This is a genomic window from Nocardia sp. NPDC058705, assembly GCF_042749305.1.
Classification (GTDB): domain Bacteria; phylum Actinomycetota; class Actinomycetes; order Mycobacteriales; family Mycobacteriaceae; genus Nocardia.
Genome location: NZ_JBHYRN010000012.1, coordinates 151052 through 164513 on the forward strand (window position 1 = coordinate 151052; position 13462 = coordinate 164513).

A 13462-nucleotide genomic window follows, 5' to 3' on the forward strand; every position below is an offset into this window, starting at 1 on the left:
ACTCGAAGAACGGAACACCCGATGCCGACCGAAGCCACCACCCTCGACCTCGACTTGGCGCGCCAAGTGCTCGCCGCGCAACCGTTCGCCCGTCTGGTCGGCACCGAACTCACCGAATTCGGTGACGGGGCAGCCACTCTCGTGATCGATATCCAGCCCGAACACGGCCAGCAGTTCGGCTTCGTACACGGCGGGGTACTCGCCTACGCCGCCGACAACGCCCTCACCTTCGCCGCGGGCACCGTCCTCGGCCCCAACGTCCTCACCGGCGGCTTCACCATCACCTACCTGCGCCCCGCCCAGGGCGAACGCCTGCGCGTGCACGCCACCGTCCTCGGCGCCACCCGCCGCCAAGCCGTCACCCACTGCGACGTCTACGCCGAAACCGAAGGCGAGGAACCCATCCTCTGCGCCGTCGCCCAGGGGACGACCCGGCGCGTGGAACAAGACCTCGAACGCGGCGAGCCTGAAGATCTCGCCGAGGACGAACTAGACGAGGACGACGACGAAGCCACGGACACACCCGACGCAGAGCCGACCGAGGAACCTGTCACCGACGAGTTCGAAGCGATCGCCCCGAACAAGCCTGCCAACACCCAGGCCTGGTCCATCGTCGCCGCGGAGTAATCAGCGACCAATTCAATGTAATACAAATTGCGTTACACTTGAGACATGGGAGCACTGAACGTTCGAACCGACGAAGCGATGGAGAAGGCGCTGAACATTCTCACCAGCGAGGGCCGCTCCAGATCCGAGGCGGTTCGCTATGCCTTGCTTCGGACCTACAAGGAACTCCTGCTCGAGCAGGCCACCGCCGATGCCGAGCGGCTGGAAAACGATCCGGACGACCGGGCCGAGATGCTCGCGATCCAGCGGTTCATGGGCGTCGCGGAGTGATCTTTCGTGGCGCGATTTACGAGATCAAGGCGATCCCCGGTGCTCGCGGCCACGAACAACGCGGCCATCGGTACTGCGTGATCATTCAGTCTGACCGGTTTCCATCCAGCACGGTGATCGTCGCGATGACCTCGACCGGGGCCGGTCCGGCGGTTTATCGACCCGAAATCGAATTCGATGGCACCAAGACACGGATTCTCACGGACCAGATCTTCACCATCGCGCCCGAACGGCTCGGCGAGTTCAAAGGATCGCTCGAAGGTGTGGAGCTGAGGGATCTGGACCGGGCATTGATGCTGAAGCTCGGGCTGCTCTGATGAGACCGGCGTAATCGCCCACTTCGGCTCGTTTCGGTCAGATATCTGACTGGAGGGACGCGAAGGGGGCGATTACGCCGGTTTCGGTCAGGCGCTGACGGCGAAGGTCTTGCCGTCGGCGGCGGGTTCGGTGATGGGTTCGATGGCGTAGGCCAGGATGTCTGCCACGTCGGCTACAGGGCGGACGGTCAGGGCCGCGAGGACCTCTGCCGGGACTTCGTCGAGGTCCGGTTCGTTGCGGGCCGGGATGAAGACGGTTTTCAGGCCTGCTCGTTGGGCGGCGAGGAGCTTTTGTTTCACGCCGCCGATGGGCAGGACGCTGCCGTTGAGGGTGACCTCGCCGGTCATGCCTACGTCGCCGCGGACCGGGCGGCCCAGTGCCAGGGAGACCAGGGCGGTGACCATGGTGACGCCTGCGGAGGGGCCGTCCTTGGGGACCGCGCCCGCGGGGAAGTGGATGTGGATGTTGCGGTCGAGGACCTTGGGCTCGATGCCGATTTCCTCCAGGTGAGAGCGGACGTAGGTGAGGGCGATCTGGGCGGATTCCTTCATGACGTCGCCCAGTTGGCCGGTCAGGGTGAGGGAGCGTTCGCCCTCGGCGCCGTTGGCTTCGATGTAGAGGACGTCGCCGCCCGCACCGGTTACCGCGAGGCCCGTCGCCACGCCGGGGACGGAGGTGCGCTCCATCGAGTCCGGGGTGAAGCGGGGGCGGCCGAGGTAGTCGGTGAGGTTGTCGAGGTCGACGGTCAGGCTCGTCACCTGACCGGCCGGCTGCGGACCGGCTTCGATGTCGATGACGTTGTCGTACCCGAGTTCCGGGTCGTAGCCGAGCACCGCGCCGTCGCTGAGCGAACCCTTGTCGACAAGGGCAGAGTTCGTGTCGAGCGCGCCACCGACAACAGCGTTACCGAGCGCAGCGTCACTGCCAAGCGTGGCGTCGTCGCCGGACGTGGCGCGATTGCCGACCCCAGCATCGTTGCTAAGCGCGGCGCCATTGCCGAGCGAGGCGTCACTGCCGAGCGTGGCGTCGTTGGCGAGACCGGGTTCGACGTCGCCTACGACAAGGCGAGTTGCTGCCTTGCGCATGGCTTTTGCGACGAGGCGCTCCATTTGGCGCACCCCAGCTTCGCGGGTGTAGTTGGCCGCGATCTCACGCAAAGCCGCGTCGGTGATCGAAACCTCTTCGGAGGTAAGGGCATTGCGTTCCAGCTGGCGGGGGACCAGGAAGTCGCGGGCGATGGCCACCTTGTCGGCTTCGGTGTAGCCGTCGACGGTGATGAGCTCCATGCGGTCGAGCAGGGGGCCGGGGATGGTGTCCATGACGTTGGCGGTGGCGATGAACAGGACGTTGGACAGGTCGAGGTCAAGGTCCAGGTAGTGGTCGCGGAAGGTGTGGTTCTGCGCGGGGTCGAGGACCTCGAGCAGGGCCGCCGCCGGATCACCGCGGAAATCGGAGCCGACCTTGTCGATTTCGTCCAGCAGGACAACGGGATTCATCGAACCCGCCTCCTTCACCGCACGCACGATCCGACCGGGCAGCGCGCCGACGTAGGTGCGGCGGTGGCCGCGGATCTCGGCCTCGTCGCGCACACCGCCGAGGGCGACGCGAACGAACTTGCGGCCCAAAGCCTTTGCGACCGACTCACCCAGCGAGGTCTTACCGACACCGGGCGGCCCGACCAGCACGAGTACCGCACCGGACCCACGTCCACCGACCACTTCGAGCCCACGCGCGGCTCGACGCGAACGCACCGCCAGGTACTCGACCATCCGGTCCTTGACCTCTTCGAGGCCGTGGTGATCGGCGTCGAGCACCGCGCGAGCGGCCGAAACATCGGTGCTGTCTTCGGTTTTCACTGTCCACGGCAGGTCGAGCACGGTGTCGAGCCAGGTGCGGATCCACCCGGATTCCGGGCTCTGGTCGCTGGCGCGCTCCAACCGGCCGACCTCGCGCAGCGCCTCGGCGCGCACGTTCTCGGGCAGGTCGGCGTTCTCCACGCGGGTGCGGTAGTCGTCGGCGCCGTCGGGTTCGTCCTCGCCGAGTTCCTTGCGGATGGCGTTGAGCTGTTGGCGCAGCAGGAATTCGCGCTGCGACTTCTCCATCCCGTCGCGGACGTCTTCGGAGATCTTGTCGGTGACCTCGACCTCGGCGATGTGGTCTTTGATCCACTCGAGCTGACGGGTCAGGCGCGCGGCGACGTCGGGGGTTTCGAGGAGTTCGCGCTTCTGCTCGTTGGACAGGTAGGGGGCGTAGCCCGCGGTGTCGGCGATGGATTCGACGCCGTCGAGCTGGTTGACGATGTCGATGATCTGCCAGGCCTCGCGCCGCTGTAGCACGGCGATGACCAGCTTCTTGTACTCGGCGGCGAGTTCGCGAGTCTTTTCGTCGGGCTCGACGGCCTCGACGGGTTCGGCCTCCACCCACAGCGCGGCACCCGGCCCGGTGACTCCGTGCCCGATCCGCGCGCGGCGCTCGGCCTTCAACACGGCCGCGGGCGCGCCACCGCGCATCCGGCCGACCTGTTCGATGGTGGCGACGACGCCGTAGGACGCGTACCCCTCGTCGAGGCGCGGCGCGACAAGCACCGAACCGGTTTTGGCCGCCTGAGCGGCGTCGATGGCGGCCTGTGCGGATTCGTCCAATTCGATGGGCACGACCATGCCCGGCAGCACGATCGGATCGGTCAGGAACAGCACCGGCAGGTTCTGAGCTGAAGTCATGTCGACCCTTCCAAAGTTGAGCTTTGCTGACTCAACATGGACCCCCGGGTGTTTGTTCCTGCAGGTGCGCCACGTTCACTGACGGCGAAAAACACCTCGGCCTCCCCGGGTTGAGGACCGGGAAGGCCGAGGTGATGGAAGGGCTACCCGGGTTGAGGACCGGGAGGCCGAAGTTGTCTTACAGGTTCGACGAACGGATCCGCTCGGTCGGGGGATCGAACTGACGGCCCGAGGTGGAACCCGCGCTCATGAATCCGAGGACCGCGCCGCCGATGAGCAGCAGGGCGGCAAGGATGCCGAGGATGATCGGCAGGGTCTTGCCGTACAGGTCGAGCTTGTCCAGGCTCTCCTGGGTGACGGCCATCTGCGCGTCGATGGTCTCCTCGTCGAAGACGAGGTGCGACTTCAGCACGGTGACGTCGACCTGGCCCGCGGTGCGGCCGTAGTACATGTGGATGTTCTCGCCACCCTTGAGGACGGCGCCGGTCCTCGGCTCCACCCACACGTCACGGGTGTTGGTGTAGAAGCGGGTCATGGTGACCGGCTCGGTGCCGTCGAGGCCCCACTTGGCGGCGGGCAGGGCGAGCTGATAGGACGGGTGTTTGACGACGTCCCACATGTTCGTCACCGGGATGGTCTGCCGGAAGTGGTACACCGGCACGCCGTTGATCTGCGACTCCTCGACGAAATCGATGTCGTGGGTGGCGCGGGCGTTGAGGTCGAAGTACGGGTACGACTTCTTCTCGGTGCCGATCGGGAAGCGGTACTGCAGGCCGTGGCGCTGCTGCTCGGTGGGGATCTCGGCGCCCGACTTGGGGTCCTGAGCTACAGCGATCGAACCGTTGGGCGAGGCGTCGATCGGCGCGCCGGTGACGCGGTCGATGGTGACGCGGTCGACCGAGGCGGTGAGCAGGCCGTCCTTGGGATCCTGGTCGTCGCGACGCAGGGTCTGGCCCGCCTGGACGGTCATCTCGCTGGAGTCCGAAGGCTCCTCGACCGTCAGGAAGCGCTGCGAAACGAGCGGGACGTTGGTGTTCACCGTGGCCGCACCCTCGGTCGCGGTGAGCGACTTCGCGTCCAGCACAAGGCTTTCCTCGCCGGGAACGCTCTTGGCGACGGTGGTGATGCGCAGGTCGAGCGGGGTCTTGGCGACCTTGCCGACCGTGTAGGTGGGGATCATGACCGCGGCCGCGAGCAGCAGCGCGCCGAGTCCGACGAGGATGCAGGCGATCAGCCTGCGCACGTTGCTCATCGCGAGCCGTACTGCACGTTGCCGAGCAGCGACGAGCCCGGATCACCGGACTCCTCGGGCGCCGGGATCGAATTCTGTTGCGCGCCCGCGGTGATGCCGAAAACGGCAATCACCCCGAGGACCGCGCCGGCCAGGCCGCTGACCAGGCCGGGGACGACAAACTTCATAGATCGAACTCCAATTGCGTGGTGCGAGAATCAGCCGACGGAGAAGAACCCGAGGGTCGGGGCGAACGAGCAGGTCCGGTCACCGTCGGCGGTGGCCGTGGTGAGCGAGCCGGTGATCACGGCGGCGACCCGGCCGGGGCCGGTGTCGGCGATCGCGGACAGGGTGGCCGGGCCGTCGGGGTTGATGCCGGCGGCGTTGGTGAGCGGCTGGGTGCCGGTGCGGCGGTTGTCGAGGTTGACCCACTGCACCGTCATCGGCGGATTCTGCACGGCGGTGGCGCTTTTCGTGCCGAGTGCGGTGAAGACGAAGCCGGTCTGGCCCGCGGCCGGTCCGGGCGGGGGCAGCTCGGCCGGGCCGGGGACGGCCAGCGCGGTGCCGACGGAATCCGAGGTCGGGCCGATGCAGCCCTTGCCGATGGTCGGGTAGAGGAACTGCGCGATGCGCGGGCCGTCGGTGGGCGGCAGTTCGGGTCCGCCGCCGCCGCTGCCGTCGAGGAAGGTGATGACCTTTTCGAGGGTGGCCTTGACCTGCGCGGGGATGCCGGGCGTGGCCAGCAGCACGCGGGCCTGAGCCAGGATCGCGGCCTGTCCGCCGTCGGCGATGGGGCCGGGGGCGGAAATCGCGCCTACGATCGTCGGTGCCAGCGCTGCGAGCGTGCCCGAGGGGACGTTCTCGGCGATGGCGGGGACGCTCGGCTGCGTCGCGGCAGACTGCGGGGCAGCCATCGTGGGCGTGGGTGCCACGAGTGCCGCACCCGCCGCTAGTACGAGGGCGGACAATGCGGTCCGCGATGCTCGAGTGCTCAGCACTGGTCGGCCGTCCTTTGTTCGTTGGATAGATGAAGCGACCCGGAAAGGTCAGTGTTATCCCGGGTTTCAGATACTTTGGAGAGGTGACTACAGCGGACAGGCGGTATGGGGGTCGTACGGTCGTCGCGCGTAAAGCCGAACGACGACTGCGATTCCTGGAAGCAGCGACACGAATTTTCGCCGAACGCGGGTACGCCACGTGCTCGCTCGCTGAGGTGTGCGCGGCCGCGGGCCTGTCCAAGCGGCAGTTCTACGAGGAGTTCGAAACCCGCGAAGACGTGCTGGTCGCGGCTTACGACCGGATCCAGGACGACGCGGCCGCCGCGGTGGGCACCGCGCTGATCGCGCTCGGCTCCACCGATCCCAAGCTCGCGCTGCGGGCCGGTTTCGGCGCGTACCTGGAATCGCTCGGCTCCGACCCCTATCGCGCGCAGGTGGCGCTGATCGAGGTGGTCGGGGTGAGCGACCGGATGGAAAGTCATCGCCGCAACCGTCGGCACGCCTGGTCGGCGTTGATCGAGGGGGCGCTGAACCAAGTCGGCGTGCGGTTGCGCGGGGACGCGCAGTTGACGACCGCGCTGATCACCGGGGCGGTCACGGGCGTGGCGCACGAATGGTTGCTGCGCGAGTCGCGCCCGCCCGTCGACGACCTGGTCGACATGCTCGCCGGGGCGGCGCTGGCGCTGGTCACGTTCGACTGACATCCGGGCAGCCGTCATGGCGCTGGCAAATACTCGTGCCTGCCGCCTGCTCAATCGACTCCCTTTCCAGACATTGTGAGACCGACTGGCTTCACAGTGTGGGCGAGAGTTTGACATATTAGTGACCCAGATCGCAATGGCAGAACTTCTGAGACCGGTGCCACCTGGGGATATCCGGTGACAGCTCGTATCACTCAGTCTGCCATTCGCGGCTCGGCGGCGGTGCCTATTCCTGGACGAACGACCGGTTGCGCGCTCCCTGGAGTGCGGGCGGGCTATCGAGTAGCAACCTGTTCCAGTGTCGAAGGGCATCCGATCAGCCCTTACGGAGAGTGCCGGCGATGAAGCCACCGATGAGGCTGGGGGTCTCGTAGGCGAGGGTGCCGTCGGGTTGCAGGGTGACCGTCGAAGGCTTGCCGTCGTCGACGCAGCCGGGGCCCTTGGTCAGCCTGGCACGGAAGCTGAGGCTGTTCGCGGTGGCCGCGGTGAGGGTCTCCGCACGTTCGCAACGGTCGCGAACGAGGGCGCTGGTGTTGGCCGACACGGCGAGTTCTTGACCCACCGTGCCTTCGGTGATGGTGAGTTCGATGTCGAACTGGGCGAGGGCGTCCCCGGCGCGGCCCGTCCAGGTGCCGACGAACGCGGCCGGGACGGTGTTCGACGCGGGTGCCGAGGTCGAGGCAGTGGTCGGCCGCGCGGCGGTAGTGGTCGGACCGGATCCGGCGAGGGTGCTCGTCGCAGCGCCACCGGCGGGCTCGGTGTTCAACCGGGTGCCGATCAGGTAGGCGCCGACTGCGACCGCCACCGCGACGACCGCCGACGCGGCGATCAGGAATGCGCGGGTGCGGCGGGACGCGCTGTGCGAAGCCACCGATCGGGGAGCGGTGAGTTCGCCGGTGTGGTTGTGCGTGGTCACAAAAGGCGGCGGTGTTGATTCGCCGCCCGGAGCATGCGATCCAGGTCCGGCATAGGTGACGGCCTGCCGCGATTCCGGATCGGTGCCTGCGGTGAATCCGCCGGTCCGCCGGTACTGCGGGGGCATCGACCCCGACCGGTTCGGTACCGAAGTGCCGGTCGGGGGGTTTTGCGCCGGGTTCGTGAGAGGCCGGTTCGGTGTCGAGGTGACTGTCGGCCAACCGCCCTCCGGGACAGCCGGATACGGGTCGGCAGGGCCGGAATCCAGGTCGAGAAGGCGGACCGCGCTGGTACTGATGTGCTCTATTACTTGTGGTGGTAGCCAACCCGCACGTTCGGGGGCGCCGACGCGGGTCAGCTCCGAAAGAACCTGGTGTGGTGTCGGTCTGGCGGCCGGGTCCTTGGCGAGACAGGACTCGACCAGCGGTCGCAGGCTCGGGGGGACAGCCTCGAGGCGGGGCTCTTCGTAGACGATGCGCCAGAGCATCTGCATGACCTCGGCGGTGCCGAACGGCCCGTGGCCCGCGGTCGCGAAGGTGAGGACGCCGCCGAGGGCGAAGACATCGCATGCGGGACCGAGGGTTTCGCCGCTCACCTGCTCCGGGCACATGAAACCCGGTGAGCCGAGGAACTTTCCGGTGGTGGTGAGGGCCGAGTCCGCCAACACGCGGGCGATACCGAAATCGATCACCTTGGGACCGTCGATCGCCAGCATCACGTTCGACGGTTTCAGATCACGGTGCACGATGCCCGCCGCGTGCACCGCGACCAGCGCCTCAGCGAGCCCGTGCCCCAACGAGACCAGGGCGGGCTCGGCGAACGGGCCGAATTGTGTCACCGCGTCCGTCAACGAGATCCCGGCGACGTAACCGGTCGCCAACCACGGCGCCTCGGCATCGACATCGGCGTCCAGAACGGGTGCGGTGAAAGCACCGCCGACACGTTGCGCGGCCGCGACTTCCCGACGGAACCGCGCACGGAACTCACCATCGATCAGATCGGGCCGAATCACCTTTACCGCGACCGTGCGACCACCCGGATTGCGCCCGAGGTACACCTTGCCCATGCCACCCGCACCGAGCACACCCAGCAATCGGTAATCACCGATCCGCCGAGGATCATTCGGGCCGAGCGGTTGCATAACGGGTTAGTTCCTCCGAACACGAGCATGCCTGCGGGGTCACTGTAGCTGTGTTCGACCCGATCGGCGCCGCGGTTGTTCGTGCCCGTCAGTCTTGGTTCAGTCCCTGTGCAGGAGCCCGGACACCGGGCCGGAAATCCCCGTCCACACCCGTTGCAGCTCTACAGATCTGCCAGCGCGACCCCCGTGAGTGGGCTGCCGATCCGGACCAGGTCGGTGTCGGTGCCCGCGCCGAGGTCTACCAGGCGGATCGTGCCGCCCAGATCGCTCACGTAGAAGCGGGAATCGAAACCGGTCACGCCGATGGCCTCGCGGTAGCCGGTGGAGATGATCTCCGGGGTGCCGACCTCCGGTTGGATCCGGGCTTGGTACAGGGCGTTGCCGTGGGGGGCGGCGCCGCGGTCGGTCCAGACGAGCTCGCCGACACCGTGCAGTTCGACATCGATCGGCTCTGGCAGATTTTCCCAGAGCAGTTCGATATCGGTGCGGGCCGCGGGATCGGCGCCGGGTGGCAGGTCAAGCGGAGCGCGGAAGATGCGGCCGTCGCCTGCCTTGGCCGGGCCTTTCTGCGTCCAGTACAGCAGGCGGCGGTCGAGGTCCAGGCAGATGCCGACGCACCAATCGCGCACCACCGCGGCATCGTCGCCGGTCACCACAAGGGTGTGCAGGTCGTCACCGTTGAGATCGCAGGTCAGAACCTGCATCCCTTCGCGGTCACACCAATACAGCCTGCCCCCTTCGGTGTCGATGGCGAGCTGCTTACCGGTGGTGAAGGCGCCGATCGCGACGATCGTGGTGCGGTTGCCGCCGTCGAGGTCCACCCGCTCGATGGAACCGTTGCGGGAGAAGAACTCCGGCTCGACCCCCGGCGCCGGGCGCGCGTCGGGGGTGCCCATGTTGGTCCAATAGATATGGCCGCGCAGCTTGTCGACCACGACACCGTCGGGGAACCGGTCCAGGCCGTCGACCACGGTGCGCACGTGTTCACCGTCGAGCGAAACGGCGTGCATCGCACCGGCTTTGAGATCCAAGGCCAGAATCTCGGTCATCGGCTCAGCCCTGCTTCGGCTTGGGCTTCGGGTAGTCGTCGTAGAAGCCCTCCCCGGTCTTGGCTCCCAGCTTGCCCGCGTCGACATACTTCTTCAGCAGCTTCACCGGACCCTTCGGCAGGTTCGGATTCTCCTTCTCGTAGTGCTCCTCGATATCGAGCACCACATCGAGACCCACCTGGTCCATCATCCGGAACGGGCCCGCCTTGGTGCCGAAGTTGCGCATGAACATCTCGTCGATATCGTGCGGAACCGACACACCCTCGTAGACCACCTCGAGCGACTCGCGCTTGATGGCGGCCCAGATGCGGTTGAAGATGAAGCCGGTCGACTCCTTGCGCACCAGATACGGGTGCAGGCCGTACTCCGGGAAGGTCTTCAGGACGAAGTCGAGGACATCCTTCGAGGTGTTGCCGTCCGACATCACGTCGAGCACAGTCGACTGCGGCGGCATGTAGAAGTGGGTGTTGAGCATCCGATCGCTGGTCTTCAAACCCTCGGTGAACAACCGGCTCGCATACGACGACGAGTTCGAGGCGACGATCGCGTCGGCGTCGGTATCGGCGTCGAGCTGGGCGAAGACCTTCTTCTTCAGGTCGAGGATCTCCGGCACCGCCTCCACCACCAGCCACGCGCCCTTGACGCCGATGGCCTGGTCTGGCACGTATTCGGCGGTCCCCGGCTTGCCATCGGGCACCGTGGCGGCCACCTCGGGCAGCTGATTCTCCACGAAGGCCACGGCCGCGTTGCCGACGTCACCATTGGGATCGATGATGCGGACTTCACCGCCCCTGGTGGCGAACATCAGGGCGATCCGTCTGCCCAACGTGCCACCGCCGATCACCGCGACCGGACGCTCGAAATGATTCTTCGGAACATTGCTCACAGCGACTCCCTTTGCACAGGCGACGGGACGAACTCGGTGATGCGCTCCAACTTTGCCAGCCTAATGGGCGTCGGCGCGGAGCGCTCGCATGCCGCGCACGGGCGGAGCGCAGGCGGAGGTACGCGGAGCGCCGACTTGGGTTGACACCCCGTCACGACTGGTCAGAATGTGGTTGCCTTATCCTCACGACCTAACGTATTTGCGCGCGTCAGCACTAGGGGGCACCTCGATGACCACACTGGCCTCCGGACTGTTCATCGACTGGGAGCAGCTGACGGGGCAGTCGAAATTCGTCGTCGAGCTGGTCAGTTTTCCCATTTTCAGCGCGCTGGCGGGGTGGCTCACCAACTGGACCGGCGTGCTGATGCTGTTCTGGCCGCTGTATTTCAAAGGCTTCCGGGTGCCGATGCTGCACGTGCTGTACCCGTACCTGCCGCGGCGGGTGCAGGTACTGCCCACCTTTTCGGGGGACGGGCGCATGCTCGGCTTCCAGGGCTTCATCCCGGCCCGCGCGGAGAAGATGGCCAGCATCTGCGTGGACAAGGCGCTGATGCGGATCGGGAGCCCGCGCGACTTCATCCACGAACTCGACCTCGACGGTATCGGCGACTACCTCGCCGAACGGGCGCGCGATCAGGTGCAGCCGATCGTCGACGAGATCATGTACCGGGAGAACCCGGACCTGTGGCGCTCACTGCCTCGGCCGGTGAAACAGGCCATCTACCAGCGGATCGACCGGCAACTGCCCGCGCTGTGTCGGCGCGCGTTCGAGACGCTGGGCGACAATATCGACCAGCTGCTCGACGTGAAGAACTTCGTGATCCGGTACCTGGAGAAGAACCCGGCCATCCTCAAGGACCTGACCACCACCATCGCCGCGCCCGAGCTCAAGTTCATGGCGCGAATCGGTCTGCTCGGCGCGCCGTTCGGCCTGATTCTGGCGCTCTACCTGCACATTCACTCGAGCATTCCGTACTGGGGCGCGATTCCGGCCTGGGTGATCGTGCTGTTCGCCTCGGCGATGATCGGCGTGACGGTGAACGTCATCGCGATCAAGATGGTGTTCGAACCCGGCGACCCGCAGCCGCGCTACAAGTACCTGTGGCGTCAGGCGCTGCTGGCCAAGCGTCAGCCCCAGGCCGCGACCGACCTCGCGCACATCCTGGCCTACCAGGTGCTGACCGTGGAGAACCTGTCCAACGAGCTGCTGGAAGGGCCCAACGGGGACAAGACCCGCCAGCTCATCGAGCGGGTGGTGTCGGAGGAGATCCACAACCAGCTCGGAGCCACCGCGTTCATGGTGCGGGCCGCGCTTGGCAAGAAGCAGTTCGACAATCTGGCGATCTCGGGTGCCGGTGCCGGGGTGATCTCGGCGCGCACGATGGTCGAGGACGAGGAGTTCGTGCTGGAACAGGCGAAGAAGATCGACGATTTCGCCGCCCGCAAGCTGCGGACGCTGACGCCCGGTGAGTTCATGGAGATGTTCTACGCGTCGGTCGAACAGGACGCGTGGTTGCTGTATCTGCACGGTGGAGCGCTCGGCATCGGCGTCGGCGCACTGCACCTGCTGACCTTCGGTTGGTAGGGGGAAAATACAAGCACGCGTGCTTGCATTTTTTGGCGGTCGCTGCGACCCTTGGTGACGACGGCGCACCGATACCGGGTCGCGCCATGATCGGCAAGGGAACTCCATGGCTGACCTCGCAGCGCTGCTCGACGATTTCGCCGCCGAATGCGCGGATCTGGAAGACCTGGTCGCACCACTGACCCCCGCCAAGTGGAAGACACCGACACCCGCGCCGCGCTGGGACATCGCCACCCAGATCGCCCACCTGACCTGGACCGACGAAGTGTCGGTAATCGCCGCCACCGACGCCGACGGCTTCGCCGCATTCCTCACCGAGGCAGCATCGCGAGCCTTCACCCTCGTCGACGAAGGTGCCGAGGAAATCGCCCAAACCCCGCCCGCCGACCTGCTGGTCCGCTGGCGCACCGGCCGCGAGCAACTCATCGCCGCACTGGCCGCCGTCCCCCCAGGCACCAAACTGCCCTGGTTCGGCCCACCCATGAGCGCCGCGTCAATGATCTCGGCCCGCATCATGGAAACCTGGGCCCACGGCCAAGACGTCGCCGACGCCCTCGGCGTCACCCGCACCCCCACCGCCCGCCTACGCACCGTCGCCCACATCAGCGTCCGCGCGAGAAACTACGCCTACCTGGTAAACGGCGAATCCGGCCCCCCCGAAGAATTCCGCGTAGAACTAACCGCCCCCGACGGCACCCTCTGGACCTGGGGCCCCGAAGACGCCCCCCAACGCGTCACCGGCCCCGCCCTCGACTTCTGCCTGGCGGCAACCCAACGCCGCCACCGCGAAGACACCACCCTGGTCACCGAAGGCCCCGACGCCGACCACTGGCTCGGCATCGCCCAAGCCTTCGCAGGCCCCCCCGGCCCCGGCCGCAAAGCCGGCCAGTTCGCCTAACCCCACCCCGAATCGCACCCAGACCACACTCCCAGCCCCCACGCCCGACCCCTAGGGAGGGCCGCCGCGCAGCGGCGTAGCGGCCCGGCCGCGAGTTAGCCGCCGTTGCGTCCGCGGCGCAGC

General features: G+C 66.8%; 12 protein-coding genes and 1 pseudogene. 6 read left to right on the forward strand and 7 right to left on the reverse strand.

The window, feature by feature from the left end; all coding sequences use genetic code 11:
• Positions 1 to 21: 21 nt before the first annotated feature.
• From ACFW6D_RS16660 to ACFW6D_RS16670, 3 genes and pseudogenes are all read left to right on the forward strand, one after another.
• Positions 22 to 429 (forward strand): annotated as a pseudogene (locus ACFW6D_RS16660) (PaaI family thioesterase); the annotation flags it as partial.
• Between the two features lie 243 nt (positions 430 to 672).
• Positions 673 to 897: a hypothetical protein gene (locus ACFW6D_RS16665; protein WP_379239509.1), complete on the forward strand. Its 225-nt coding sequence runs from the start codon at positions 673 to 675 to the stop codon at positions 895 to 897.
• Complete coding sequence (locus ACFW6D_RS16670) at positions 894 to 1214, forward strand: type II toxin-antitoxin system PemK/MazF family toxin (protein WP_379239508.1); 321 nt, start codon at positions 894 to 896, stop codon at positions 1212 to 1214. Before ACFW6D_RS16665 ends, ACFW6D_RS16670 begins: the two co-directional genes overlap by 4 nt.
• 87 nt (positions 1215 to 1301) lie before the next feature.
• On the opposite strand, the gene lon is transcribed toward ACFW6D_RS16670, so the two are convergent.
• From lon to ACFW6D_RS16690, 4 genes are all read right to left on the reverse strand, one after another.
• Positions 1302 to 3935, reverse strand: a complete 2634-nt coding sequence (lon, locus tag ACFW6D_RS16675) for an endopeptidase La (protein ID WP_379328992.1) — start codon at positions 3933 to 3935, stop codon at positions 1302 to 1304.
• Positions 3936 to 4113: 178 nt separating this feature from the next.
• Positions 4114 to 5187, reverse strand: coding sequence for a DUF3068 domain-containing protein (locus tag ACFW6D_RS16680; RefSeq protein ID WP_379328994.1), 1074 nt, complete (start codon positions 5185 to 5187; stop codon positions 4114 to 4116).
• Positions 5184 to 5354 (reverse strand): DUF2613 domain-containing protein, encoded by a 171-nt coding sequence (locus ACFW6D_RS16685; RefSeq protein WP_379239505.1) that lies wholly within the window; start codon positions 5352 to 5354, stop codon positions 5184 to 5186. Before ACFW6D_RS16685 ends, ACFW6D_RS16680 begins: the two co-directional genes overlap by 4 nt.
• Before the next feature lie 30 nt (positions 5355 to 5384).
• The gene (locus ACFW6D_RS16690) at positions 5385 to 6164 is read right to left on the reverse strand and encodes a hypothetical protein (protein ID WP_379328996.1); all 780 of its coding nucleotides are present in this window, start codon (positions 6162 to 6164) and stop codon (positions 5385 to 5387) included.
• Between the two features lie 83 nt (positions 6165 to 6247).
• On the opposite strand from ACFW6D_RS16690, the gene ACFW6D_RS16695 reads away from it, so the two are divergent.
• On the forward strand, positions 6248 to 6865 hold the full coding sequence (locus ACFW6D_RS16695; protein ID WP_379328998.1) for a TetR/AcrR family transcriptional regulator: 618 nt from the start codon (positions 6248 to 6250) through the stop codon (positions 6863 to 6865).
• Positions 6866 to 7181: 316 nt separating this feature from the next.
• On the opposite strand, the gene ACFW6D_RS16700 is transcribed toward ACFW6D_RS16695, so the two are convergent.
• The 3 genes from ACFW6D_RS16700 to ACFW6D_RS16710 all read right to left on the reverse strand — a co-directional run bounded on the left by ACFW6D_RS16700 (position 7182) and on the right by ACFW6D_RS16710 (position 10856).
• Positions 7182 to 8921, reverse strand: coding sequence for a protein kinase (locus ACFW6D_RS16700; protein WP_379329000.1), 1740 nt, complete (start codon positions 8919 to 8921; stop codon positions 7182 to 7184).
• Between the two features lie 161 nt (positions 8922 to 9082).
• Positions 9083 to 9970: a hypothetical protein gene (locus tag ACFW6D_RS16705; RefSeq protein WP_379329002.1), complete on the reverse strand. Its 888-nt coding sequence runs from the start codon at positions 9968 to 9970 to the stop codon at positions 9083 to 9085.
• A 4-nt stretch (positions 9971 to 9974) separates the two neighbouring features.
• Entirely contained in the window at positions 9975 to 10856 is an 882-nt protein-coding gene (locus ACFW6D_RS16710) for a 3-hydroxyacyl-CoA dehydrogenase family protein (RefSeq protein WP_379329004.1), read from the reverse strand.
• A gap of 229 nt (positions 10857 to 11085) precedes the next feature.
• On the opposite strand from ACFW6D_RS16710, the gene ACFW6D_RS16715 reads away from it, so the two are divergent.
• Positions 11086 to 12441 carry a hypothetical protein gene (locus ACFW6D_RS16715; RefSeq protein ID WP_379329006.1) on the forward strand — a complete coding sequence of 452 codons (1356 nt, stop codon included), beginning with the start codon at positions 11086 to 11088 and terminating at the stop codon, positions 12439 to 12441.
• Between the two features lie 106 nt (positions 12442 to 12547).
• Positions 12548 to 13339: a TIGR03084 family metal-binding protein gene (locus ACFW6D_RS16720; protein ID WP_379329008.1), complete on the forward strand. Its 792-nt coding sequence runs from the start codon at positions 12548 to 12550 to the stop codon at positions 13337 to 13339.
• Positions 13340 to 13462: the final 123 nt, after the last annotated feature.

Excerpts from the sequence above, each read along its gene's own strand:
- ACFW6D_RS16665 (WP_379239509.1), top strand. The coding sequence starts at position 673 with ATGGGAGCACTGAACGTTCGAACCGACGAAGCGATGGAGAAGGCGCTG.
- lon (WP_379328992.1), bottom strand. The coding sequence starts at position 3,935 with ATGACTTCAGCTCAGAACCTGCCGGTGCTGTTCCTGACCGATCCGATC.
- ACFW6D_RS16680 (WP_379328994.1), bottom strand. The coding sequence starts at position 5,187 with ATGAGCAACGTGCGCAGGCTGATCGCCTGCATCCTCGTCGGACTCGGC.
- ACFW6D_RS16685 (WP_379239505.1), bottom strand. The coding sequence starts at position 5,354 with ATGAAGTTTGTCGTCCCCGGCCTGGTCAGCGGCCTGGCCGGCGCGGTC.
- ACFW6D_RS16700 (WP_379329000.1), bottom strand. The coding sequence starts at position 8,921 with ATGCAACCGCTCGGCCCGAATGATCCTCGGCGGATCGGTGATTACCGA.
- ACFW6D_RS16705 (WP_379329002.1), bottom strand. The coding sequence starts at position 9,970 with ATGACCGAGATTCTGGCCTTGGATCTCAAAGCCGGTGCGATGCACGCC.
- ACFW6D_RS16715 (WP_379329006.1), top strand. The coding sequence starts at position 11,086 with ATGACCACACTGGCCTCCGGACTGTTCATCGACTGGGAGCAGCTGACG.
- ACFW6D_RS16720 (WP_379329008.1), top strand. The coding sequence starts at position 12,548 with ATGGCTGACCTCGCAGCGCTGCTCGACGATTTCGCCGCCGAATGCGCG.